General features: G+C 58.6%; 19 protein-coding genes. 7 read left to right on the top strand and 12 right to left on the bottom strand.

Features of this window, described 5'->3' with window-relative positions; genetic code table 11:
* Nucleotides 1–320 (top strand): vitamin B12 dependent-methionine synthase activation domain-containing protein (locus PKC81_RS10490; protein WP_324335825.1); only part of this gene is annotated, 320 nt, incomplete at its 5' end.
* A gap of 20 nt (nt 321–340) precedes the next feature.
* On the opposite strand, the gene PKC81_RS10495 is transcribed toward PKC81_RS10490, so the two are convergent.
* Nucleotides 341–1,408 (bottom strand): DUF4238 domain-containing protein, encoded by a 1,068-nt coding sequence (locus PKC81_RS10495; RefSeq protein ID WP_324335827.1) that lies wholly within the window; start codon nt 1,406–1,408, stop codon nt 341–343.
* 309 nt (nt 1,409–1,717) lie between these two features.
* Nucleotides 1,718–2,929, bottom strand: a complete 1,212-nt coding sequence (locus PKC81_RS10500) for a cation:proton antiporter (RefSeq protein ID WP_324335883.1) — start codon at nt 2,927–2,929, stop codon at nt 1,718–1,720.
* A gap of 206 nt (nt 2,930–3,135) precedes the next feature.
* Here PKC81_RS10500 and PKC81_RS10505 point away from each other — a divergent pair, with 206 nt between their 5' ends.
* A complete protein-coding gene (locus tag PKC81_RS10505) occupies nt 3,136–4,080 on the top strand; it encodes a right-handed parallel beta-helix repeat-containing protein (protein ID WP_324335829.1) in 945 nt (314 codons plus the stop codon).
* Nucleotides 4,081–4,083: 3 nt separating this feature from the next.
* Here PKC81_RS10505 and PKC81_RS10510 read toward each other — a convergent pair whose 3' ends face one another.
* The 5 genes from PKC81_RS10510 to PKC81_RS10530 all read right to left on the bottom strand — a co-directional run bounded on the left by PKC81_RS10510 (nt 4,084) and on the right by PKC81_RS10530 (nt 12,863).
* Nucleotides 4,084–6,012, bottom strand: coding sequence for a DUF87 domain-containing protein (locus PKC81_RS10510; RefSeq protein ID WP_324335831.1), 1,929 nt, complete (start codon nt 6,010–6,012; stop codon nt 4,084–4,086).
* Nucleotides 6,013–6,101: 89 nt separating this feature from the next.
* Nucleotides 6,102–6,875 (bottom strand): TIGR02186 family protein, encoded by a 774-nt coding sequence (locus tag PKC81_RS10515; RefSeq protein WP_324335833.1) that lies wholly within the window; start codon nt 6,873–6,875, stop codon nt 6,102–6,104.
* Complete coding sequence (locus PKC81_RS10520; RefSeq protein WP_324335835.1) at nt 6,872–7,786, bottom strand: sulfite exporter TauE/SafE family protein; 915 nt, start codon at nt 7,784–7,786, stop codon at nt 6,872–6,874. Before PKC81_RS10520 ends, PKC81_RS10515 begins: the two co-directional genes overlap by 4 nt.
* A gap of 233 nt (nt 7,787–8,019) precedes the next feature.
* A complete protein-coding gene (locus PKC81_RS10525; RefSeq protein ID WP_324335837.1) occupies nt 8,020–10,725 on the bottom strand; it encodes a valine--tRNA ligase in 2,706 nt (901 codons plus the stop codon).
* 71 nt (nt 10,726–10,796) lie between these two features.
* Nucleotides 10,797–12,863 (bottom strand): S9 family peptidase, encoded by a 2,067-nt coding sequence (locus PKC81_RS10530; protein ID WP_324335839.1) that lies wholly within the window; start codon nt 12,861–12,863, stop codon nt 10,797–10,799.
* An 87-nt stretch (nt 12,864–12,950) separates the two neighbouring features.
* Between PKC81_RS10530 and thrC the strand changes: the two genes are divergently transcribed.
* Genes thrC through PKC81_RS10550 form a run of 4 tightly spaced genes read left to right on the top strand, consistent with a single transcriptional unit; the run spans nt 12,951 to nt 16,341 of the window.
* Nucleotides 12,951–14,345, top strand: a complete 1,395-nt coding sequence (thrC, locus tag PKC81_RS10535) for a threonine synthase (RefSeq protein ID WP_324335885.1) — start codon at nt 12,951–12,953, stop codon at nt 14,343–14,345.
* Nucleotides 14,329–15,219 carry a class I SAM-dependent methyltransferase gene (locus PKC81_RS10540; RefSeq protein ID WP_324335841.1) on the top strand — a complete coding sequence of 297 codons (891 nt, stop codon included), beginning with the start codon at nt 14,329–14,331 and terminating at the stop codon, nt 15,217–15,219. The genes thrC and PKC81_RS10540 overlap by 17 nt, the downstream gene beginning before the upstream one ends.
* 1 nt (nt 15,220) lies before the next feature.
* On the top strand, nt 15,221–15,589 hold the full coding sequence (locus PKC81_RS10545; protein WP_324335843.1) for a dihydroneopterin aldolase: 369 nt from the start codon (nt 15,221–15,223) through the stop codon (nt 15,587–15,589).
* Complete coding sequence (locus PKC81_RS10550; RefSeq protein ID WP_324335845.1) at nt 15,586–16,341, top strand: SDR family oxidoreductase; 756 nt, start codon at nt 15,586–15,588, stop codon at nt 16,339–16,341. Before PKC81_RS10545 ends, PKC81_RS10550 begins: the two co-directional genes overlap by 4 nt.
* A gap of 40 nt (nt 16,342–16,381) precedes the next feature.
* Here PKC81_RS10550 and PKC81_RS10555 read toward each other — a convergent pair whose 3' ends face one another.
* From PKC81_RS10555 to PKC81_RS10570, 4 genes are read right to left on the bottom strand one after another with little or no spacing between them, the layout of a single operon-like run.
* Nucleotides 16,382–18,127: a hypothetical protein gene (locus PKC81_RS10555; RefSeq protein WP_324335847.1), complete on the bottom strand. Its 1,746-nt coding sequence runs from the start codon at nt 18,125–18,127 to the stop codon at nt 16,382–16,384.
* A gap of 40 nt (nt 18,128–18,167) precedes the next feature.
* Nucleotides 18,168–19,544, bottom strand: coding sequence for a sulfatase-like hydrolase/transferase (locus PKC81_RS10560; RefSeq protein ID WP_324335849.1), 1,377 nt, complete (start codon nt 19,542–19,544; stop codon nt 18,168–18,170).
* Nucleotides 19,541–19,951 (bottom strand): GtrA family protein, encoded by a 411-nt coding sequence (locus PKC81_RS10565; RefSeq protein ID WP_324335851.1) that lies wholly within the window; start codon nt 19,949–19,951, stop codon nt 19,541–19,543. Before PKC81_RS10565 ends, PKC81_RS10560 begins: the two co-directional genes overlap by 4 nt.
* Nucleotides 19,952–19,956: 5 nt before the next feature.
* The gene (locus tag PKC81_RS10570) at nt 19,957–21,537 is read right to left on the bottom strand and encodes an NAD(P)/FAD-dependent oxidoreductase (RefSeq protein ID WP_324335853.1); all 1,581 of its coding nucleotides are present in this window, start codon (nt 21,535–21,537) and stop codon (nt 19,957–19,959) included.
* A 381-nt stretch (nt 21,538–21,918) separates the two neighbouring features.
* On the opposite strand from PKC81_RS10570, the gene PKC81_RS10575 reads away from it, so the two are divergent.
* Nucleotides 21,919–23,430 (top strand): DEAD/DEAH box helicase, encoded by a 1,512-nt coding sequence (locus tag PKC81_RS10575; protein WP_324335856.1) that lies wholly within the window; start codon nt 21,919–21,921, stop codon nt 23,428–23,430.
* A gap of 120 nt (nt 23,431–23,550) precedes the next feature.
* Here the strand turns inward: PKC81_RS10575 and purH are convergent, their stop codons facing one another.
* Nucleotides 23,551–25,140, bottom strand: coding sequence for a bifunctional phosphoribosylaminoimidazolecarboxamide formyltransferase/IMP cyclohydrolase (purH, locus tag PKC81_RS10580; RefSeq protein ID WP_324335858.1), 1,590 nt, complete (start codon nt 25,138–25,140; stop codon nt 23,551–23,553).
* Between the last annotated feature and the right edge of the window lie 2 nt (nt 25,141–25,142).

A 25,142-nucleotide genomic window follows, 5' to 3' on the forward strand; every position in this document is an offset into this window, starting at 1 on the left:
AGCTGACCAACGAAGCGCTGATCCGCGAGCAATATCGCGGCATCCGCCCCGCCCCCGGCTATCCTGCCTGCCCCGACCACAGCCTGAAGCCGGTGCTGTTCGACCTGCTCGACGCCACCCACCGCACCGGCATCACCCTGACCGAAAGCTTCGCCATGCTGCCAACAGCGGCCGTCAGCGGCTTCTACTTCGGCCACCCGCAAAGCGAATATTTCGGCGTCGCGCGGATTGGCGAGGATCAGGTCGCAGACTATGCCGCACGGCGCGGGCTGGAGCTCGACAAGGCACGGCAATATTTGCGGCCGAATTTAAATGAGTGAAGGGGAGCTAGTTGATGGATTTATGAGCTCAAGCCATCGAGCAGAGCGTCTCGCAGAGCCTCTTCAACTGCAGAAATAATAGTCTTTGTAATTCGACCGCCGATTAAGTCCCGCAGCTTTTCGTCGATTGTTGTTTGGGGATTTGCAACGAAAAAGTCCCAGCTGTTGTAGGCAGCTATGGTGCTAAATCGAGGCAATAACCCATTCAGAACCGCATCATTAGCATATGTCCCACCACACAGCGCTTTATTTGGCGTTAGCGGAAATAATGCACCTCTCAGCCCAGCTGCTCCGACAAATGAAGCAGGGATTACTCCTTCGTCTGCGTCATCCACTATGATGACGCAATCAGGCAGTATCAAAGGCTGATGGGTTTCGACTACTCTCCATGGCAGTCGACTGAATGCTTCAACGCGTTTCTCTGGCTCCACGTCTTCAGATAGAATATTTTTGTGAGCCTCCGCAGCGAGGGCCGAGAAATCGATGCCTGAATAAGGCGCAAACATCTGGGGGATGGCCTTTTCAAAGTTTGAATCCCAATTGCGATTCACATGTCGAAATGCAAATATTCTAAATTCATGTCGAGACATTCCCGATTTTCGAATTTTCGCTTTGTTTTCATTGTAAAATTGGTCGAGCCGAACCTTGAGTTTTCCGCTTGGTTCGCTCCCGGACAAACCTAAAATCTGTCGCAACTTCTGTGAGTTAGAAAACACATCCATTGCTTTACGAATGGCATATTCACTTCCTGCCGACATGGCTTCGCGTAAGTTTGCTCCTCTTACTGAAAGGTGGCAGAGTAGTCTGGAAGCCGCTTCTGAATCTATGCTTCTGTCGTGTGGCGCATCAATCAATGATCGGTGTATTTTGGCATACTCAATCTCTGCGCCGGTAATGATGTCGTCGAGCGTAGCTTCGTCGTCATTTTTGGCAGAGTAAAACTCACGTGCAGCGCCAATCCCATCGGGAGCGGAAATAAAAGTTCGTTCGCGTTGAAAGACTCTGACTTGCTTTTTCTTACCTTTGGCGTCCTCGCCAAACTCCCGGAGGACAAATTGGGGTATGAAGTGCTGTTTGCGTCCTGACATCTGTTCGAAATGGGAATGATGGAGGGATTATCAATGCGTCGCTCCAGTGCATTTTCGTGAAAGTTGCGTGCCCCCTCTCCCTATGGGAGAAGGACCAGATGTTCTCGCTTGAAATGTAGGACTTGTTTTGCCAGCCTCTCCTCGCCCACCGCCGATGCGGTACGGCTGGCTCTTTGATAGTGTGAGCCCTTTCTCCCAAAATCGCCGCCGCACCCATCGCTCCAGATGTTGGAAATTTCCTGTCGCGGGGGTGGAATGTTTGAACGTGATATGGTGTCAGTTTTGTCAACTTTCGAGCCAGCCGTTAAGTCAACCCCGCTTCGCAATCACCTCCGCCAGCGCCTTCAGCTTGGGCGTGACCACCGGGATCGTCAGCATTGTCGAGGCCACCGCCATCAGCAGCAAAGCCGTGAAGGTCTCGTTGGTGATGATGGCCTTATCGAGCAGGATGTTAGCGAAGATGATCATGATCAGCGCCTTGGTCTGCAACAGCCAGCCGATGATCGACGCCTCACCCTTCTCCCACTTCAATATGCGCCCTGCGATATGGATGCCCGCGAGCTTGCCGACGACTGCCGCGACCAATAGCAGGGCCGCCGCGCCGAACACCGCAACCCCGCCGACATCCCATTGGGTGCGCAGCCCGGTCGACAGGAAAAACACCGGCATGACCGCCAGCAATATCGTGTTGCGGAAATTGTCCATGTCTTTGAGCGTGAACCATTTGCTGTCGAGCACAGCGCCGGCCAGAAACGCGCCGACCATATAGTGCAGCCCCGCCCAGTCGGCTGCGAGGCCGGATGCCGCAAGCCAGATGAGCCCGGCATACCAGCGATCCCGTTCCGGAATTCGCACCATCAGCTTGCGGATTGCAAAGGTCAGTGCGCCGAACAAGACGAGGAACGCGCCCTGCCGCCCGATCCTCTCCCAATCGAGCAGGATCAGCGCGAGCACGCCCCAGATCGCGATATCGTCAAGGCTGGCGTAACGCAGGATGCGCTGGCCGATGGGTTGGCGCAAAATCTCCATCTTTTCCATGAAAAGCACGAGGATCGGCAGTGCAGTGACCGCACAGGCCATGCCGATGCCGAGAATGACTTGCCAGCGCGCGCCTTTATCCCCCGCCCAGCCATCACCGGTTTGCAGCAGCAATATGGCCGCCAGACTGCCGAACAATAGCGGTGTGAACAGCGCAAAGCCTGCCGTCACCCCGGTTTCGCGGCGCCGTTTCCATGCCTCTTCCAGATCAAGTTCGATCCCCGCGACCCAGACAAACATCATAACCGCCCACCAGGCAACACCGTTCAATGCGGTGACCACTTCAGGCCGGAAGACGAAGCTGTAATAATCGGGGAAGGCCGCTCCCAGCACGCCAGGGCCGAGCAAGATGCCCGCGACGATCTGAACCACCACCAGCGGCGCATAATATTCGGTCCGCCCCAGCCGCCAGACCAGATAGGGCAATGTGAAGATGATCAGCATCGCCAACAGGAAAACTTCGGTCGTGGTAACCGCGTGCATATACCCTCCGCTCGCCATCGATTCTGTGTCGACAGTCAGGATCAAGAACTAGCATCATAGGCGCCCGTCGCAAGCGCAGCAGGACCAGTGAATCATGAATAGCTATGTCCCCGAAGCGGACAGAAGAAGGCATCTGTGGTTAACCCGCTGGCGGGAATCGCCGGAAGCAGGCACATTCGACTCAAAGCCAAATCGGAAGATATATCATGAACCGTATCCCGTTCTTCCTCATTCCCGCCATTACCGCGATTGCCGCCGTCTCGGCAGCGGCCCAGCAAGGCATGGCGCCGTTTCAGGTTGCCGAAACCGGACGGACCTATTCGCGTCTGGCCGATGCCATCGAGGCGATAGGCGACGCGCAAGGAACGATACTGATTGCCCCCGGCACCTATCGCGAATGCGCGGTGCAATCTGCAGGCCACATCTCGTTCAAAGCCGAAGTCGCTGGCCGGTCGATCTTTGACGGCGATATTTGCGAGGGCAAGGCAGCATTGGTGCTGCGGGGCCGATCGGCCGCCGTTGACGGTATCATCTTCCAGAACATGGCTGTGCCTGATGGCAATGGCGCAGGCATCCGTCTGGAAAAGGGCAATCTGGCCGTCACCCGTTCGGTCTTTCGCAACAGCGAACAAGGCATCTTGACCGCCCAGGATCCGGCAGGAGAAATCGTAATCGACCAGACGACATTCAGCGAACTGGGCCGTTGCGACAGGGGGCTTTCCTGCGCGCACAGCATCTATATCGGTGACTTTGCCTCGTTGACCGTCACCCGCAGCCGTTTCGAGCGCGGCAATGGCGGGCATTACATCAAAAGCCGTGCTGCCACCGCGATCATCCAGAACAATGCCTTTGACGATACGCGCGGGCAGGCAACCAATTATATGATCGACCTGCCCGGCGGGGCCACCGGCATGATCAGTGGCAATGTGTTTGTGCAAGGCAAGGACAAGGAAAATTACAGCGCCTTCATCGCCGTTGCAGCCGAAGGCCGCCAGCGCAGCAGCGCGGGCCTTGCGATCAGCGGTAACGACGCCAGCCTTGCCACCGGTGTTGATCGCAATACAGTCTTCCTAGCCGACTGGTCGGGCGATGCCATTGTACTGGGTGCGAACCGGCTGGGCCGGGGCTTGAAGCCGTTCGAAAAGCGGTAAGCGTTACCGCCCCTGAGCACGCCAGCGGCGGACAACGCGGTCGAGAAGTTCTTCCTCACCCCCCGTTTCCTGCCACAGGACAGAGAAGAGCGGATCTTCCGAAGCTGGACGCTTTTCTTCCTCCAGCGTGTCGAGTGCAACGCGGATCGGGATCGACACGCCTTCACCGCAGATGATGCATTCGCGGTTGCGGAGCGCCGGAATTGAATCGAGGAAGCCCCGCGCACCTTCCGGCATTGCCGCGCGCACATAGGCCTGGTCACGATCGTTATTCAGTCGCATCGAGATAATCGTGCCGCACTGCGACAACACACCTTCGGCCAAGTCTGAAGGGCGCTGGGTAATCAGGCCCAGCGAGACACCATATTTACGGCCTTCCTTGGCGATACGCTCGAGGATCGTCCGAACCGCACTGCCGCCTGCGACGCGGTCCGAAGGGATATAGCGGTGCGCTTCCTCGCAAACGAGGAGGATCGGACGCTGCGGTTCATTGCGCGACCAGATCGCATAATCGAAAACCAGCCGCGAGAGCACCGCGACCACCGTCGACGTGATATCGGAGGGCACTCCCGAGACGTCGATGATCGAGATCGGCTTGCCATCACTTGGAAGGCGGAAAATCTTGCCGAGAAAGTCGGTCATGGTATCGCCGACCAGCATGCCCGAGAACATGAAGCTGTAGCGCGGATCGGCTTTCAGTTCCTCGATCTTGCCCTTCAAACGCATGAACGGAGCGGTGTTGGTGGCCTTGTCGAGTTTGCCCATCTCATTCTGGATGATGGTGGTCAAATCAGACAGCAGATAGGGAATCGGTGCGTCGACTGTCAGTTTGCCAATGCTTTCCGCGAGCCGGTTTTTCGAACGAGCCTGCAAAAGGCATTTGGCCAGAATGTCGCAGTCTGCCTGCCGCTCGTCGCCAGACGAGGTAACGAAGACTTCGCAATGCTCGGCGAAGTTCATGAGCCAATAGGGCATGGCGAGGTTGTTGACGTCATATAGTGCGCCATTACCCTTGAACGCGGCGCTATACTCGCCGTGCGGGTCGATCATCACGATATGACCTTCGGGTGCCAGTTCGCAAATCTTGTGCAGGATGAGCGCCGCACTGGTCGATTTACCGGTACCCGTCGATCCAAGCAGCGCGAAATGCTTGCCGAGCATCGCATCGACATACAGCGATCCACGAATGTCGCGGGTCGGGAAAACGGTACCGATGCTAACACTGGCCCGGCCATCGGCAGCATAGACCTGTTTGAGGTCGGAACTGGAAACGGCGTATACTTCCGAACCCGGAACCGGATAACGGGTGACACCGCGGCGGAAATTATAGATTTTGCCGGTCAATCGCTCTTCATCGCCCTCCCCGAGGAAGTCGACTTGGGCAAGGATCGTCTTGGCATCGGTCAGATCGAGCCTTTGCGTGCGGATATTGGCGAGCAACCAGACATTGCCGACACGGATCTTGATCTGGCTTCCGACCTGGCCGGCCATGGCAATCGAAGGATCATGATGTTCGACCAGCGCATTGATCAGCGCTGCGTTCAGGCTGACCTGCGAACCCGATCCTGCAATTTCAATGACAGTGCCAATCTTGTGAAGACCGCTATCGGCTGCCTCATGGCTACGTTGGGTCTGACGAACGCCAACGGCACCCTGACTCTCTTGCCGGGCGGTAGGGGCAAAGGATTGCGGTGTCGGCTGGGCTATCGGGCGCACAGCAGGTTGCGCGGTTGTTGCTGGTGCCGATTGCTGTGCAGGGGCCACAGACTGCGCGGTTTGCTGGACGGGGGGATAAGGCTGCGTCGGCTGGACCGCTGGCCTGACCGGCTGCTGATAAGGGCTTTGCCCCGAAGAGGCTGCACTTTGCGCCGATTCTCCGGGTTGATATGGCTGCCCTTGCCCAAATGTGCGGCCTGAAAAATTATCGGTCATCTGATCACCCTGTTGCTACAGGTTCCAGACTAGGATGATGGGGTTAATTTTCAGCTAAACGAGCCGCTTTTCAAGCCAATCGGCCGCCATCAGAGCCGGCCAAAGACATAGCCCGCAAACCAGCCGAGAAAGAGCGAAATCAAAACAGCAAATGCGCCATATAGCAGACCATATTCCTGCGCCATGATTGTGACGAAGCGTTCGAACCCGGTCTTGCTGATCTCTACCACGACACTGTCGTCCGCCATGATCACCCGCCCATCCCGGATCAACAGCGTTTCGGCAATATAGCGGCCTTCCGGAACGCTCGACGGCAGTGTCAGACGCGCGCGATAAAGAACCTGATCGGTGATATCGACTTCGCCGGGGGCTTCCGCAAACAGGCCGTCCTTGCGGTTCAGCTCAACCAGCCCGTCGGTAAAGCGGCGCACCTCACGCGTCTGGATTTCGCCAGTAGGCGATAATTGCAGCCGCTTGAGCCCCAGTTCGTAAATCGCTGCCGTCCGCGCATCGACGATTTTTTCGATCGGGCGGGAAGAGGCGATGGCATAGTAAGCCGGGGCCGAACGGAAATCGATGCTGTCGGCGTTGACCCAAATGCCCGCCACCTTCTGCTTTTCACGCAGGATGATCGGACGCGTCGGCCCGCGCAGCACGACCGCAACGTCGATCTGCCCTTCGGGAGCGACGCCGCGTGGATAAATAATTGCACCGAACATCAGCAACTCTGCTCCGGTGAAGCGCGACTGGATATTGATCTTGCGCTGCGACACATCGGGCACCAGCTTTGGTTCGCCCGCGCTTTGCGCCAGCGCCGGGAGCGGCAGCAGGAAGGCGAGAATCAGGAGCAGCCGGACAATCACAGGAATTGCACCGTGTAGATTTCATCGGGTCGCCAACCCAGCCCGAGCGCCATGCGCAACGCCACAATCAACACGATAGCCGCAAGCAGGAAGCGCAGATAATCCGGCCGCATCCGCTGCGCCAACCGCGCACCAATCTGCGCGCCGGTAACGCTGCCGATCAGCAGGAAAATGGCGAGGACGATATCAACCGCGCGCGTCGTCAGGCTGTGAACCATCGTGGACGACATGGTGACGAAGAGGATCTGGAACAGCGAAGTGCCGACCACGACATTCGCGCTCATCCCCAATATGTAGAGCATCGCGGGCACCATGATGAAGCCGCCGCCGACACCCAGCAGCATGGTAAGGATGCCGGTGAGGAAACCCAGGATCAGGGGCGCGAGCGGCGAAATATACAGCCCCGAACGATAAAAACGCCAGCGGCCGGGAAGGCTAGCCACAAGCGGATGGTGCCGCCTTTTGCTGGCTGGCAGGGGTTTTCCGCTTCGGCTGGCTGACATGCTTTTCCAGGCATCCTTGGCCATCAGCCCCCCAATGCCGCCGAGCAGCAGCGTGTAGAGGATGTTGATGACGGTATCGGCCTGTCCCCATGCCTCAAGCAATTCGAACAGCAGCGCACCGAACAAGGTGCCCAACAGCCCGCCGACGACGAGCACCGCACCCATATGGAAGTCGACCCCGCCGCGCCGCATATGCGCGAACACGCCTGATACGCTTGCCCCAGTCACCTGCGTCGAGGCAGAGGCCGCGGCTACCGTCGGCGGGATGCCGTAGAAAATCAGCAAAGGTGTCGTCAGAAAGCCACCGCCGACGCCGAACATGCCCGACAGCATGCCAACGGCCCCGCCGAGCAGGATGATCACAACGATGTTTACCGACAGCCCGGCTATAGGCAGGTAGATATCCATCGCGCCGCGCTAAATCCCTTCCCCTGAACGCCGCACGAATGGCGACGCAGGCAAGACCCTAAACCGATTTTGCGGCGCGATAAAGGCGTCTGACAGCCGATCACTCTATATATTTCGTCACCCCCGCGAAGGCGGGGGTCCATCGCCTGCCGTGGAAATTTACTGCGCGGGTGATGGATTCCCGCCTTCGCGGGAATGACGACTATGTTAGGACGGCAAGGGCCGGACTTCAGCTACCCCAACCGCGCAAGCGCCGCGCTCAGCCTTTCGACCTCGGCGGCCTTTTCGGCATGATCGGCACGGGCTTTTTCCACTGCTTCCGGCTTGGCCTTTTCGACAAAGGCGGGGTTGGAAAGGCGGCCTTCCAACGACTTGGCTTCCTTCGAAACCGCCTCGATCGCTTTGGTTATGCGTGCGCGTTCGTCGTCGAGATCGATGATGCCTTCAAGCGGTATTACGAAGGTAGCTTCGTCGACCACGATCTGGAGCGAACCACCAGCAGGCGCTTCGGCGTTGGCAACGCTGTCTAGCCGCGCCTGTCGCGCAATTGCCGACTGCTGCCGCTCAATTCTCGCCAGTGTCTCGGCTGAGGCGTCGCGGACGAAGGCGTTGAGCCGCGCGCCCGGCGCAATACCGAGCTCGTTCTTTGCACTACGCACTTCGGTGACCAGCTGGATCAGCCAGTTGATTTCGGCACCTGCGGCCAGATCGAGATCGGCTTTGGGCTCCGGCCATTTGGCGACTATCAGGTCATAGTTCCGCTCGCCCATTGCATGCCATAGCTCTTCGGTAATGAACGGCATGAAGGGGTGGAGCATGACGAGGATCTGGTCGAGAACCCAGCCTGCGACCGTCTTGGATTCTTCATCCATCTCCCCTTTCTCGCCATCGACAAAGGTGGGCTTGATCAGTTCCAGATACCAGTCGCAGAAGGTGCCCCAGGCGAACTGGTAGATCGCGTCGGCCATCGCGTCGAAACGATATTCGTCAAACGCCTTGTTGAGCTTCGCCAGCGTTTCAACGACTTCGCCGATGATCCATTTGTTGACCGCAAGGCTCACCTCCGGCGCGCGCAGCGTGGTCGATGCGCCGATGCCGTTTGACTGGCAGAAACGCGCTGCGTTCCACAGCTTGGTCGCGAAATTGCGATAGCCTTCGACGCGGCGTTCATCCATCTTCACATCGCGGCCCTGGCTTTCCATCGCCGCCATGAAGAAGCGCAGCGCATCGGCGCCATATTTGTCCATCAGGATCAACGGATCGACGACATTGCCCTTGGATTTGGACATTTTCTGCCCGTCCGCCGCGCGCACCAGCCCGTGAAGATAGAGCGTCTTCCACGGCACTTCCTTCATGAAGTGCATCCCCTGCATCGCCATACGCGCATCCCAGAAGAACAGGATGTCAAAGCCGGAAATGAGAACGTCATTCGGATAGTGACGCGCCAGCGCCTCGGTCTGGTCAGGCCAGCCCAATGTACCGAACGGCCAGAGTGCGGAGGAGAACCATGTGTCGAGGACGTCATTGTCCTGTGTCAGCGCAACGCCTTCGCCAGCTAGCGCTTGCGCAGCTGCTTCGTCCTCTGCGACATAAACCTTGCCATCAGCGTCGTACCAAGCCGGAATCCGGTGACCCCACCAAAGTTGGCGGCTGACGCACCAGGGCTGGATATTCTCCATCCAGTTGAAGAAGGTCTTCTCCCAGCTCTTGGGGACGATTTCGATCCGCCCGTCGCGCACTGCCTGTATCGGCGGCTGGGCGAGCGTTTCGGCGTCGACATACCATTGGTCTGTCAGCCAGGGTTCGATCACCACGCCGCCGCGATCGCCAAAGGGCGTCTGGATGGTGCGCGGTTCGGCGTCGAGCTCGCTTTCCTCGCCATCCGCCGATTTGACGATATGCGGAACGAGGCGGCCCAGCGCCTTCATCTGTTCGACCACCGCAGCACGCGCATCGAAGCGATCCATGCCGACCAGATCGTCGGGGATCAGCCCGTCGGCCGTCTGCACCACGCGGGCCTCGGCATCGAACATGTTGAGCATCTCGCCGGGCTTTATCCCTGCGCGCTTGCCGACTTCAAAGTCGTTGAAATCATGCCCGGGGGTGATCTTCACTGCGCCCGAGCCCAGTTCCGGATCGGCATGCTCGTCTGCGACTATCGGCACGCGGCGACCTGTGATTGGCAGCTCGACATATTTGCCGATCACGCTTTTGTAGCGCGGATCATCGGCATTCACCGCGACCGCCATATCGGCGAGCATCGTTTCGGGGCGGGTAGTAGCAACAACAATATGGTCCGCGCCGTTGTCGAGTGTCACGCCGTCGGCCAGCGGATAGCGGAAGTGCCAGAAATGGCCTTTCACCTCGCGCGTTTCAACCTCAAGGTCCGAAATCGCGGTCTTCAGCTTCGGATCCCAATTGACCAGCCTTTTATCGCGGTAGATCAGCCCCTGATTGTAGAGGTCGACAAAGACCTTGAGCACCGCGCGGTTGAAATGCGGGTCCATGGTGAACTGTTCGTTCGCCCAGTCCATTGAGCAGCCAAGGCGGCGCAGCTGGCGAGTGATCTGCCCGCCGCTTTCCGCCTTCCACTTCCAGACGATGTCGACAAATTCGTCGCGGCTGTAATTGGTGCGCTTGTCCTGCCGCTCTTCGAGCTGGCGTTCGACCACCATTTGCGTGGCGATGCCCGCATGGTCCATGCCGACGACCCACAACGCATCCTTGCCCTGCAAACGGGCGTGGCGGATTAAAATATCCTGCAGCGTATTGTCGAGCGCATGGCCGATATGCAGACTGCCCGTCACATTCGGCGGCGGGTTCACAATGGTAAAGGGTTGCGCATCGGGGCGCTCGGGGCGGAAGGCGCCGCTCGTTTCCCAATGCTCAAACCATTTGGTTTCGATTGCTGCCGGGTCGAATGTCTTGTCGATAGTCATGGGCCCGCGCCTTACCCGCGCTTTGCCCAAAGGAAAACCCCTCGCCTTTGCCTGAGGCGAGGGCTTTGGCCCTATTTGCCACCTTTCAGATGCTTCGCCACCCAATCGAAAACCGTGCGGTGCCACTGGATCGAATTTTTGGCCTTCAATATCCAGTGATTCTCATCGGGGAAAACGAGCAGCTTGGATTCGATCCCCTGTCGTTGCAGCGCTGTGAAGGTCGCCAACCCTTGCGAATAGGGAATACGGAAGTCCTTCTCGCCATGGATGACCAGCATCGGCGTTTTCCATTTGGTGACATGGTTCACCGGGTTCCATTTCTCCGCATCCTTGCGGCTCCACCATGGGCCACCATGATCCCATTCGTCGAACCACAATTCTTCGGTTTCAAACGCCATCGCGCGCAGATCGAAAATGCCCGCATGGTTGACCAGACATTTGAACCCTTCGGGCCAATTGCCCGCGATCCAGTTCATCATATAGCCGCCATAGCTGCCGCCCAACGCGCAGGCGTTGGCGGTATCGAGCTGTGGATCGATCTTGCCCAGTTCGACCATGCCAAGCTTCAGGTCGGCTAGGGGCTTTCCACCCCAATCCTGATTGATGCTGTCGGTAAAGGCCTGTCCATAGCCAGACGAGCCATGGAAATCGATCGTCACCACAGCATAGCCCTGCGATGCCATCACCGCCGGGTTCCAGCGGAAGGACCAGCTGTTGCCGAACGAGCTTTGCGGGCCGCCATGCACCAGCAACAGCACCGGCAACTTGCCGGTCGCGCCTTGTGGCTTGACGATCTGGCCATGCACCCGATCGCCATTGGCGCCTGCAAAGCTGAACTTCTCATATCGAACCGGGTCGAGACCCTTGTACAATTCGGCGTTCACATTGGTGAGGCGCGTGGTCTTGCCTTTCGCGTCCATCCACACCAGATCCGCAGGAGCGGCAAGGCTGTTGATCGCATAGATTACACCGCCATTGGACAGCGGCACCACTTCGGAAATAGTGCCGCGATCGGTCAGGCGGGTGACTTTGCCTTTCAGGTCAACGCGGAACAACGGACGTTCCAGTGTATCCTGCGCGGTAACAAGCAAACTCTTGCTGTCCGCAGCCCAGGCAATCGATTCGACCGAACGGTCCCATCGATCGGTCAGCGCGACCACTTTGCCCGTGGCCTTATTCATCAGCATCAACGTCTGCCGGTCGGCTTCATAACCGGGACGGGCCATTGCGGCCCAAGCCATCCATTTGCCATCGGGCGAGGCGGCAGGCAGCGTGTCGGTTGCCTTGTTCTCGGGTGTCAGATTTTTAGGGTCACCGAACGCATGTTCGGACGCATAAATATCGAGGTTGGTCGAACGCGGTTCCTCCGCATCCGCCTTGCGCAAGGCAAAATACAGCTTAGCGCTATCCGCGCTCCATGCGATTTCCTCTCCGCCACCGCTGGGTTTTGAAGGCGTATCGCCGATAAGGGTTTCAGCGCCATCGCCATCCATATTGAGACCGCCCGCCAGCTTGCCATCGGCCCCGATCTCAAAGCTGAACAGGCGACTGTAATTGCCCGGTGTTTCCCATGAGTCCCAATGGCGGACAAACAGCTGATCATATGCGCGACCTGTGCCCGGCCCGGATTTTGAACGATCCCCATCGCTGTCACAGCCGAAATCTTCGCAATCGCGGGCAATATCCCCCCAAACAGCAACCCTTTTGCCATTGGGCGACAATTTGAATCCGGCGACTTCGGCTTTGAAATCGCTCACCTGCGCGCTTGTCTGGTCGCCAAGATCATAGCGCCAAAGCTGGTCTGATCCGCTCGCATTGCTGAGATAATAGATCGACTTGCCACCGGGAGCGAAGGCCGGGCTATGTTCGTTGAAGTCAGGCTTGGATGCAATTTTCCACGGACCTCCTTCCTTGCCATCGACGCGGTACAGCCAAAGGTCGCTGCGCCGTTTGTTCGCAGCAAGATCGGTTTCCTGAAGCTGATAGGCGACCAGTTTTCCGTCGGGCGAAGCGGTCGGCGAAGCGAGCCGTTTCATCGTGGCAAGATCGGTCTCGGTCATGGGACGCGCGGAAGCGGGCACGATAGGACCACCGGCAATGACCAAAGCAAGTAACGAGGCAGTGAAATAATGTTTCATAGCGGCGGAATATCGGGCGAATTGGCGCAACGCAAGCTGCGTGCGCACTTGCACCATATTGCTGCACCCGCTAACGCCGCGCGCGTCATGCATTATATCAGCACCAGGGGAAATGCGTCGAACCTCGATTTTGCGGGGGTGACGCTGGCAGGGCTCGCAAGCGATGGCGGGCTTTATGTCCCCGGCGCTTGGCCCAAATTCACGCACGCCGAAATCGCCGCGATGCGCGGCCTGCCCTATGTAGATTTGGCCGCCAAGGTGATGGCGCCCTTTACCGCAGGCAGCCTGAACGAAGACGAACTGCGCGAATTATGTGCCGCAGCCTATGGCAGTTTCTCGCACGCTGCGGTCACCCCGCTGACTCAGCTGGACAACCAGCAGTGGCTGCTCGAATTATTTCACGGCCCGACGCTGGCGTTCAAGGATGTTGCCCTGCAACTGCTCGGCCATTTGTTTGAGCGCTTTTTGAGCGGCGGTGACAAGGCGTTGACGATTGTCGGGGCTACCTCTGGCGATACCGGTTCCGCAGCGATCCATGCGGTAGCCGGACGCGAGAATATCGAGATATTCATGCTCCACCCGCAGGGCCGTGTGTCGGATGTACAGCGGCGGCAGATGACGACGGTGCTTGCCCCCAATGTCCACAATATCGCCATCGAAGGCAGCTTTGACGACGCGCAGGCGATGGTGAAGCGGATGTTCGGCGACAGCGAAGTGACGAGCGCGATCACGCTGTCTGCGGTCAATTCGATCAACTGGGCGCGGTTGATGGCGCAGGTGGTCTATTATTTCTGGGCCGCGCTGCAGCTTGGCGCGCCCGAGCGCAAGGTTGCTTTCTCGGTGCCCACCGGCAATTTCGGCGATGTCTTTGCCGGCTATGTCGCGGCGCAAATGGGGTTACCGGTCGAGCGGCTGATTGTTGCGACCAACGTCAACGACATTCTGCACCGTGCGCTCGCCAAGGGCGATTATTCGGTGGGTTCGGTCACGCCGACTGCAGCACCTTCCATGGACATCCAGGTATCGAGCAATTTTGAGCGACTGCTGTTCGATCTTGAAGGCCGCGATGGCAGCACCACAGCGGCGCGGATGAAGGTGTTCGAGCAGATGGGCAAAACCGCGCTCTCCGCCGATATGCGCGGACGGGCAAGCCTGTTCAAAAGCATGCGCGCCGACGCCGACGAAATGTCGGGCGCGATGCGCTGGGCGCATGAGAAATGCGCCGAGATTATCGATCCGCACACCGCAATCGCGCTCCACGCCGCGCGCAATTCGGGAATCGCGGCCGACATTCCAGTGGTGACGCTGGCGACCGCGCATCCGGCCAAATTCCCCGATGCGGTCGAGCGCGCGACAGGCATGCGCCCCTCGCTTCCGGCCCGTGTGGGCAATCTGTTCGACCGCGAAGAGCGCTTCATCGTGCTGCCTTCGGATTATGTTGCGGTGCGCGACCATGTGCTGGGCCATGCCGCTCACGCCTGATTTCGTCACCCTCGTCAGCGAGCCGAGACCCGATTACACGCTGATCGACAGCGGCAATGGCCGCAAGCTCGAATCCTATGGCAATCGCCGATTCATCCGCCCCGAGCCGCAGGCGATGTGGGAACCTGCGACCACCGACTGGCAAGCCGATGGCGAGTTTGTTCCCGGATCGGACGAGGATGGCGGAGGCCGCTGGTATTATGAAAAACCGGTGCCGCAAGATGGCTGGCCGCTCAAATGGAATGACGAGGTCAGCTTCACTGCCAGCTGCACCCCGTTCCGCCATCTGGGCTTCTTCCCCGATATGGACCCCGTCTGGCGCTGGATGAGGGGAGAGATTGAGGGGGTTGCCGAGCCGCACTGCATGAACCTGTTCGGCTATACCGGGGTTGGCACATTGGCGCTTTCAGCGGCAGGCGCGCAGATGGTGCATGTCGATGCTTCGAAGAAATCGGTGGCGCAGGCGCGCGAAAACGCCGCGCTTTCCGGCATGACGGAACGCCCAATCCGCTGGATTGTCGATGATGCGGCAAAGTTCGTCGCGCGCGAAGTGCGGCGCGAACGGCGCTATGATGGCATCCTCCTCGATCCGCCCAAATATGGCCGCGGACCCGATGGCGAGGTGTGGCGCTTGGAGGAAGATCTCCCCGGCTTGATCGCCAATTGTCGCCAGTTGCTCGACGCCAATTCGCGTTTCCTTTTCCTCACCGTCTATGCCGTCCGCATGTCGGCCATCGCGCTTGGCAATTTGCTGCAGGCGCATTTTGCCGACCTGCCGGGCAAGGTTGAATTTGGCGAACTGGCTGTTCGCGAACAGGCAAGAGGGCTATTACTCCCCACGGCCATCTTTGCGCGCTGGTCAAAACAGGACTGAAATGAACGATCTTCTCACCCTCGAAGTGCATGACCTGCACGTCAATGTGCTCACCGGCATTTATAGCCAGGAAACACACCTGCCGCAGCCGCTGCATATCTCGGTCAGTGCAGACCTAGAGGTTGCGCCGCATTATGCGCCAGACACGCCGCTGTCGGCTTCGAAAAATTATATGGCGATCAAGGAGGCCGCGACGGTCTTTCCCGAAGGCGTGCATTTTACGCTGATCGAAGCGGTCGCCGACCATATCATCGACAAGCTGTTTGCCGCCGACCCGCGCGTCCAGAATGTCAGCGTCAAGATTATCAAGCTGGCGATTTCCGAAGACGGTGAATCCATCGGGATCACGCTGACAAGGCACCGCAAGTGACACGCCCGCTCGCGCTCGTCACCGGCGGGATGCGACGTCTGGGCGCGGTAATTGCGGCGCAACTGGCGGATGCGGGCTATGACCTCGCGCTGACCAGCCATGGTGATGGCACGCCGGATGCGGAATTGGCGACAGCGTTGGAGCGTAACGCCGCCAACTGGACACATTTCCCTGCCGATCTTTCGGCAGAAGGTGCGAGCGAATCGCTGATGTCTGAAGTGCTGGCCCATTTCAGTCGCGCACCCGATCTGCTGGTCAACAATGCCGCGATGTTCGGGCAGGATGGGTGGGAGGAAATGTCTGCCAACACCCTGAGCGCCCACTTTGCGCTCAATCTTTTCGCACCTATATTATTGAGCCGGGCACTGGTGGAGGCTTCAGCTGAAACAGCCCAGCCCGCGATCATCCACATCGTAGACCAACGCATCATCAACCCCAATGGGGATCAGCTAAGCTATACCCTGTCGAAACAGGCGCTGGCTGGTTCGGTTCGCTCGCTCGCGGCGGCTTTCGGCAAACGCGCACGGGTCAATGGCGTCGCCCCCGGTCTGGTGATTCCCACCGATGACTATGACGATGTGCAGATGCAGCGCCTCAATGAAGACATGCCCCTGGGCCAATTACCGGATGCAAAAGCAATTGCCGAGGCCGTGCTGTACTTGGCCAAGGCCCGCCATGTCAGCGGGCAGATTGTTTTCGTCGATGGTGGCGCGCATCTGCGCAGCTATCCGCGCGACTTCATGCACCTTTAGGGTCAGTTGCCCCACCGTTTCAGTGAAACTGAAACAAATTCTAACGCACGCGCCAGACCTTCAGCCCCTCACCCATATCCGGCATAGCTTCGAGCCAATCCGGCGTATTGCCTTTCGCCAGTTGCGCCCAGAGACCGTCGGGGTTGCGCCGTTGATAGCCTTTCATTTCGGCTTCATCGGTACAAGCGACGATATGGGTTACTTTGCGCCGCTGTATGATTCCCCGCGACTGAATCGCTGGCAGCCGGTATATGTCGATGTGCGCGCGCATGGCCCTTTCATTACGGTGATGGCTGGAGGCCAAGACACTGTGGGAGGTGTTCAGCAGGATTTTGGGACCTATGTCGAACGGCGCGACGATATTGGCCTGTTTGAAAGCCGCCAAAGCACGAACCGATTCGCTGGATTCGCACTGCCCGGCTTCGCTGCCCTTCTCACCAGCAACCTCTAACTGGCTGTTAGCCAAATGCGGCGATAACAATTTGAATATCTGCGAAAAATATGGCCCCGGCATGAGCATTAGCGCCATAAGGGCGACCAACCCAATTCTGCGAATGGCGACAGGTTCCGCTCTGTAGCGGCTGAACAGTTTTGCAATACCAGTCGCGATGACAGGCGTTGCAACCAGTGTGGCGGTCGAAACGGTGCGGAAAACCAGCAACGAAAGCAGAAGCGTGTAAATACCGAGAAATGCGATGATGGCGTAATTGGCACGCTGCTCGGCGTCTGACCTGATCAACAATAACGCCAGGGTCGCAAGGCCGACAGCCGGTACAGCCAGCATCAATATGGCAGTGCCCCATTTCTGATGCCAAACCGGCAAGCCTTCGCGCACCATGTCATACCAATAGGCACGAACGACCGGATCCATGGTTGAAAAGGCGCCACGTGCACAATCGGGCGCCGCATTCAGGTAAATTGCCGCCGACGCAAGGGCAGCCGCCAGAACCAGTGCGATGCGTGGCACCCTGCCCAGTTGCAGGAGTAGGGCGGGCGGCGCGATGATCATACCTGCGGCCGCAATCGCATAAATATGCGCTGGCGAAATCGTATCGCAAAAATTGGGTGCAGACAGTCCCGTCGCTTGCGTGCCGAAGAAAAGAGCCAAAGTAGCAGAGGTAAATGTAAGCACAGCCCAGCCGAGCCGCTGTGCACCATCTCCTTTAAAAGCCCAGCGCCAGCCCAGAACTGCAAAAAACGCCGCTGCTGCAGGTGCCCCTTCCAGCGATATGTGCAGCCACACCGCCATGGCCAGACCCATTACTATCCCGGCTTTGCGGGGAGAAGGCCAGAACAACGTCCAGAGCGTAAGGGCGGCGCAAACCAGCTGCCAGCCGTGATGGTCAATCCGCATTGGGCGCAGTTGCATCGTTATTGCAGGTGACATCAACGTCATGATGACAGCAATCCCGCCAGCCAGCCTTCCCCCCAAAGACATTGCTACGCGGCCGAGAATGTAGGCGATAGTGGCGTAGCACAATAGGGGTATGACCGTGCCGGCGAGCATCTCCGCACCCGCCTGACCCAATAGCGGAGCCGCCATGATAACAATGATGGCGAGCGGCAGCTCGATTAGTCGCGACCAGTGCATCGGGCCACCCTCAGGCGCGTTCAACCGATATTGGGTGGTATCGAACCAGCTTTGCCCGCCAAGAAAATCACGCAGCTGCACCATGCGCAGCTGATCATCCGGATCCCATCCGGAACGGGAAGCGATATTGGGCCAGCTTGAATAGACAAGGAAGGCCGCAGCTGCCAGCCAGATGATGACTGCCAGCTTGGGCAAGGACTCTTTGCTGTTGTTTTGGGGAACGCCGTTCATCGGTTCAATTCGACGCGCCCTGCACAGTCGGCTTATGCTTCAGATACAGCCAGGGGACCTTTGCGGGATTAAACTGGGTCCGGTGATGCCGGTCGAAATAAGGCGGCATATGATCCCCAACTATAAGAATATCCGCTTCGGGAAAGTCGGCAGCCGAAATTTCACTCGCGAGTGCGGTGAATATGTCGTCATAAATGGCAAACTGCCTGCAGATCTGCGGATAATCGCTTTTCAGCAGAGGCGAGACACGTTCACAATTGTCGACATTGAGGTTCAGTCCCGCAGGTACCGGCAGATGCGAGTTGAGCGTCAGCCAATAGAGGAAGGTCGGCTTTTCCGCTGATTTCAGCCGCGCTGAAATCTGACGGGGAATATCGCGATCGCAAGCGCCGGGGAAAACACCCCCACATTTTTCGGATCCTTCGGCGACCATATCGCTTTTGAAGGCCATTTTCTGAAAGCCGACATTGGGATACCATTTTTCCCGCGCAAAGAAATTCGGCGTGAAGCTGTGCATCGCCAGCGTTTCATACCCTTTGGCGGCCAGCTTCGCCGGAATGCAATTTTCGTCTTTCCGGTCGACAAGATCGTAATAATCCCCCCAGCGCCCACACAGTTCGCGGATTTCCCCGGCTGTGGTGCTGTTGTAATATGGTGCGGAGCCCCGACTGAAATCAAATTTTGCCTGAACCGCCTTGTCTTGCAACAGCGGCGCAAACATCAGGCGCGACATTTCGGGATTGTTTTGGGGAAGACCCATGGCTTCCACCACGATCAATATCAGGTGCCGCTGCCCATCGGCGCGCGCCACAAACCCGCTGCCATTGGTTGCCGAATCGAATGTCGCGCCAGCGGGCGCGGCACGGAAATAGTGGCCGCGCATGTCCTTGCCCATCCACAAGTCGACGCCGGCCAAGGTGAAGAAAAGCCCGCCGGCACCGGCAATCAGCAAAGGCCGGGAAAAATGGATGTTGCGCTTCAAAAGCCGCCAACCGATTCCAAGCACCATCACGATCGCAATGGCCGCCGCTATATAGTCATAGGAGTTGGATGGCTTGATTTCCGCGAAGAATTTCAACGAATAGAGCAGCGAGGAGATATCCAGATTGAACAGGCCGCCAATGAAACGCAGCGTCGAATAGATCAGGGCACCGGCAAATGCGGCGTACCGTATCCAGAAACTGGCCCGCATCACGATGAGGCCGAGCACCCCGGTATAAACAATATCCATATGCCGTGGAGGTGCTCCGGAAAACCACAGCACTGCAAATCCCGCATTGGCGAGGACAACCCAGATGAGGAGCCAACGGCCAAAGCTTTTGAGTTGCTCATCCACGCCCCAAAATGGCGGGCGAACGGTCTGCGCTGTTAGCGTGGTCACCGGAAAACCCCCCATTTGCGCAGTGCATACACCGCGAAGAAACTGACAGCGACGGCAGCGCCTTTGGACGGGATGGGATGGATGCCCGCCCGGCCTAGAATTTCAACCGTCGCCACGGTTATGCCTAATCCGGCAAGTGCGGACCCGGCAAATAGTGCGCGCTGGATGTGGCGTGCCGCTCCTTCCCGGGTCTTTCCTGTAAAGACCAGATTGGCGCTAACCAGCCAATGGACAATGATACCCGCACAATAGCCAGCCGCCGAAGCCAGCGTCGGATCGACCTTGACCGCAACAAGGCTGGAAAACAGCGCAACGTCAAAGGCAAGGGCGATGATGCTGGCGACCAGGTAGCGGGTTATCGTGAACCGCTGCCAAAGCTGCATTGCGGAGGCAATGGCCCGCTCCATTGAAGTCAGGCCGCCTTGACGATTTTGCGCTGTTCCGTTGCGGGTGCTACGCGGGTCGGCACATCGCGTTCCGACGTCAGCGCTGCAGCCTGATCTTCGGTCACCTTGACCGCAATCTTTTCCTGCTCGCCCTCGTCGCCCGCTTCATGATATTCGGCGTCTTCGTTGACGTTCCAGATATTGTAGACACGCGCACCGGCCTCGATATTCTCGACCGTCAGCATCGCCGTCATCATTGCATGGTCCTGGTTATTGTAGCGGTGCATCCCGTTGCGACCGACCATGTGCAGCGTCGGATATTTGCTTTCGAGTTCCGAGCGCATCGCCTCGACATTGGCGGCATAGCTGTCGTCATAGACCGGATAGGCCTTTTCCTGACGGACAACCGCGCCACCAACAACGTCTGCGGGGTTGCACAGGCCAAGGATAGCCATTTCCTTCTTTGCGAGTTCGACCAGATCGGCGTCGCTCGACGACCAGAGGCCATCACCTTCGAAGCAGAAATATTCGAGGCCGACGCAGGCGATCGACGGATCAGGGACCATTTCGGGCGACCAGCTGCGGAAATTCTGTACCCGGCCCACCTTCACTTTGCTGTCGTGGATATAGATCCAGTTGTCGGGGAACAGGTCGTCCGACTTGATCATCAAAGCCACGGTCAGGAAGTCGCGATATTTGAGGTTCGATGCCTCGAGCGAAGTCTGCGGCAGCGGGTGGATGCGGGCCGACAATTCGCGCATCGGGGCAGAGCTGATCACATGGCGGGCTTGGATAACGGTCTCGCCGCCATCAGCCTTGGTCGCCGACAGCCGCCAGTTGCCCTTGGCATCCTGTGCCAGTTGGTTGAAGCTATGGCCCATCAACACGTGGTTGCCCTTGGCGACAACGAAATCGCGCGCCGCATCCCACATCATGCCCGGCCCCAGCCGCGGATAGCGGAAGGTTTCGAGCAAGGTCTTTGTCTCCATGCCGTCATTGGGTTTTTTGTTGAGGCCAAGGCTGCGCTTCAGCCCGTCCATCACCGCGGCACCGAGCGACAGCCCCTTGATGCGCTGCGCCGCCCAGTCGGCCGACATTTCGTCGCAGGGCATACCCCATACCTTCTCGGTATAGGTCTTGAAGAAGATCGAATAGAGCTTCCAGCCGAACTGGTTGACCGTCCAGTCTTCGAAACTGCGCACCTTGGTGTTCGGGAAAGCCTTCGCCTTGGCATAGCTCGCCATGCACAAGGTCGAACGGACGATGCCGAGGTTGAACAAGGCTTCGAAGGCACGCAGCGGATAGCTGTAGAATTTGCCTTCATAATAGATGCGGCTCATGCGCGGACGCTGGATGAAATCATCGGGAAGGATTTCGTTCCAGAGGTCGACGACTTCCTTGGACTTCGAAAAGAAGCGGTGGCCACCAATATCGAAACGATAGCCATCGACTTCGACGGTCCGGCTTATGCCGCCGACATAGCGTTCGTCCTTTTCGATAACGGTGACGCTATAGCCCTTTTTGGAGAGCAGATAGGCAGCGGTGAGCCCTGCGGGCCCTGCGCCGATGATCGCTACGTCCACCAAATCCTGTTTTTGCCCCGACATTTTCGCACTTCCTCCAGCGGCTATAGGCTTTCGGGGAAATCTCTGAACGAAAATGGATAATGAAAAGTTAACAGGGGCGTCTAGCAGCCAGCAACGACAGATAATTGCTGCATTGCAGTAATTTCTTGCTTTTTGGCGCCCACTGCGCCATATGGCCTTCAAGCGCATGAGGCGAGCGGAGATAACCGCCGCAGTATCGACAGCGTGAGAGCTTGTTCAAAAGCTCCGTCGATCGAGAGATGCGCGCAGCCAAGAGGCTTCCCAATTCACGCGGGGTGGTTTCCAAGGGGTCGGCGTTTCGCTTACCCTTAAACCCGCTTGTGCGCCGCGCGCTGCCAAAAGGCCTGCGCGGGCAGCATCATGCATATTTGAGAGTTTATTATGTCTTTTTTTGAAGAACTGGGCCTTGCCCAACCCCTCCTGAAGGCACTTGCCGCTTCGGGATATGATACCCCGACCCCGATCCAGATGCAGGCGATCCCGCCGTTGCTGGAAGGTCGCGACCTGTGTGGCATCGCGCAGACGGGCACCGGCAAGACCGCTGCCTTCGCGCTGCCGTCACTCCACCATTTCGCCACCAACATCAAACCGCGCGTGCCCTATGGCTGCCGGATGCTTGTGCTGTCGCCGACCCGCGAACTTGCGGCACAGATTGCGGAAAAATTCCGCGACTATGGCAAGTTTCTGGGCCTCACGGTCAACTGCGTCTTCGGCGGCATGCCAATCTTCACGCAAAAGAAGAAGCTGCAGTCGGGCACCGACATCCTCGTCGCCACGCCTGGCCGCCTGCTCGACCTTATTGAACAACGCGCGCTGAGCCTGAAGGATGTCGAAATTTTCGTTCTCGACGAAGCCGACCAGATGATGGACCTGGGCTTCATTCACGCGCTGAAGCGCATCGACCTGATGCTCCCCAAAAAGCGCCAGAGCCTGTTCTTTTCGGCCACCATGCCCAAGGCGATTGCCGAACTGGGCAACCGTTTCCTCAACAACCCCGTGCGCGTCTCGGTCACGCCGGCGGCGACGACTGCGGAACGCGTCGATCAATTCGTTACCTTCGTCACCCAGGGCGAAAAGCAGGCCTTGCTCAACTATCGCCTCAAGGATGAGGCAGTCGAGCGTGCGCTCGTCTTCACCCGCACCAAACATGGTGCCGACCGCGTCGTCCGCCATCTGGCGGGTGCGGGCATCAAGGCCGCTGCGATCCATGGCAATAAGAGCCAGGGTCAGCGTACTGCAGCAATGCAGGGCTTCCGCCACGGGCATCTGAAGGTGCTGGTCGCAACCGACATCGCTGCGCGCGGTATCGACGTGCCCGGTGTCAGCCATGTGTTCAATTACGAGCTGCCCAATGTACCCGACCAATATGTCCACCGCATCGGCCGCACCGCGCGTGCCGGCGCCGATGGCATCGCGGTCAGTTTTGTCAGCGATGACGAGCGCGGGTATCTGAAGGATATCGAGCGGCTGACCAAGGTTCGCTTGATGCAGGTTGGCCTGCCCGAAGGTTTCCGCCAGCTGGTTGCAGAAATGCCCAAGCCGGTCGTCGCCAAGCGCGAAGAACAGCCCCGCCGCGCAGGAGGACGGCCCGGTCAGGGGCAAGGTCGCCCCGGCGGTCGTCAAGGTTCAGGTCGTGCACGCCCGGCCCATGGCAGCCCGTTGATGAGCCGCGACGGTTATGGCCGTGACGAAATTCCTGTCCGCAATGATCGTGGCAGTGAACGTCGGGAAGATCAGCGTGCGCCCCGCGCCGACAATCGCCCCAACCACAAACGTGGTGGCCCACCGATCAGCGGCGCCTCTCATGGCCGCGACAGTGAACGCCCCCGCAACTATGGCCCCAAGCCATCCGGTGTGGGCAAGTTCAAGACTGCGGTTAAGCGGGCGCGGTAAGCGCCGTGGTTGCAGTTAGATTACCGTAGCCCTGAGCTTGTCGAAGGGCGCTTCTCAGATGTGGCGTGACGCTGAGAGGCGTGCTTCGACAGGCTCAGCACTAATGTTATTCCGCAGTTCTCAGTGCCTGAAATGCCGCATGCCGGTGAAGACCATCGCCAGCCCTGCTTCGTCAGCGGCGGCGATGACTTCTTCGTCGCGCATTGAGCCGCCCGGCTGGATAACCGCCGTCGCCCCAGCCTCTACCGCGGCCAGCAGGCCGTCAGCAAAGGGGAAAAAGGCGTCTGAAGCGACCGCCGAACCAACGGTGCGCGGGCTTTCCCAGCCATAGGTGTCTGCAGCTTCGCGTGCCTTGATCGCGGCGATGCGTGCGCTGTCGCGGCGGTTCATCTGGCCGGCACCAATGCCCGCTGTCGCACCGTCTTTCGCATAGACAATCGCGTTCGATTTGACATGCTTGGCAACCGTCCAGGCAAAGCGGCAGTCGGCGAGTTCCTGCGCTGTTGGCGCCCGCTTCGTCACCACCTTGAAATCGCTGTCGGGCACGAAACCATTGTCGCGTGACTGCACCAGCAACCCGCCGGTAATCGGTTTCACCATCAGGCCGCCACGTTTCGGATCGGGCAGGTCGCCGGTCAGTAGCAGGCGCAAATTCTTCTTCTTGGCGAATACCGCCTTGGCTGCGTCGTCAGCAGCAGGAGCAGCAACGACCTCCGTGAAAATCTCGGTAATCGCCTCGGCCGTCGCGCCATCTAGCGGACGGTTGACAGCAACAATCCCGCCAAAGGCCGAAACGCTGTCGCATTCAAGCGCAGCGCGATAGGCCTCGATCAGCGTATCGCCCGTGGCAACGCCGCACGGATTGGCATGCTTGACGATAACAACCGTCGGCGGCCCATCGCGAAATTCGCTGACCAGCTCGAGCGCAGCGTCGGCATCGTTATAATTGTTGTAGGACAGTTCCTTGCCCTGGATTTGCTCCGCCTGCGCGATGCCCGATCCGTGCGGACCAACCGGGACATACAGCGCGGCGCGCTGGTGCGGGTTTTCGCCATAACGCAGCTCTTCGGCGCGATTGCCGTTAATCGCAAGCATATCCGGGAAGAATTGCTGCTGATCGGCAAAGGCGAACCATTGGCTGATCATGCTGTCATAGGCGGCCGTTGCCGAATAGGCCTTGGCCGCACATTTGCGGCGGAAATCATAGCTGGTCTTGCCGCCCGATTCCTCCATCTCGGCGATCAAATTGTCATAGTCGGCAGGATCGGTAACAATCGTGACATAGGCATGGTTCTTGGCTGCGCTGCGTACCATCGACGGGCCGCCAATGTCGATATTCTCGATAATCTCGTCGCGGCTCGCGCCCTTGGCGACCGTCTGCGCAAAGGGGTAGAGATTGACGACCACCAGATCGATCGCGCCGATGCCATGTTCTTTCATCGAAGCGGCATGCTCTGCATTGTCGCGCACCGCGAGGAGGCCGCCATGCACCTTGGGGTGCAGAGTCTTGACGCGGCCATCCATCATTTCGGGAAAGCCGGTGAGGTCGCTGATATCCTTCACCTGCAGCCCGGCATCGCGCAGCGTCTTTGCTGTGCCGCCGGTCGACACCAGTTCGACATCGCGCTTGGCAAGTGCATGGCCCAATTCAACCAGCCCGCTTTTATCCGACACCGAAAGCAGTGCCCGTTTGATCTTCACATCGCTCATTT

The sequence above is a fragment of the Sphingorhabdus sp. genome (genome assembly GCF_035329025.1).
Taxonomy (GTDB): Bacteria; Pseudomonadota; Alphaproteobacteria; order Sphingomonadales; family Sphingomonadaceae; genus Sphingorhabdus_B.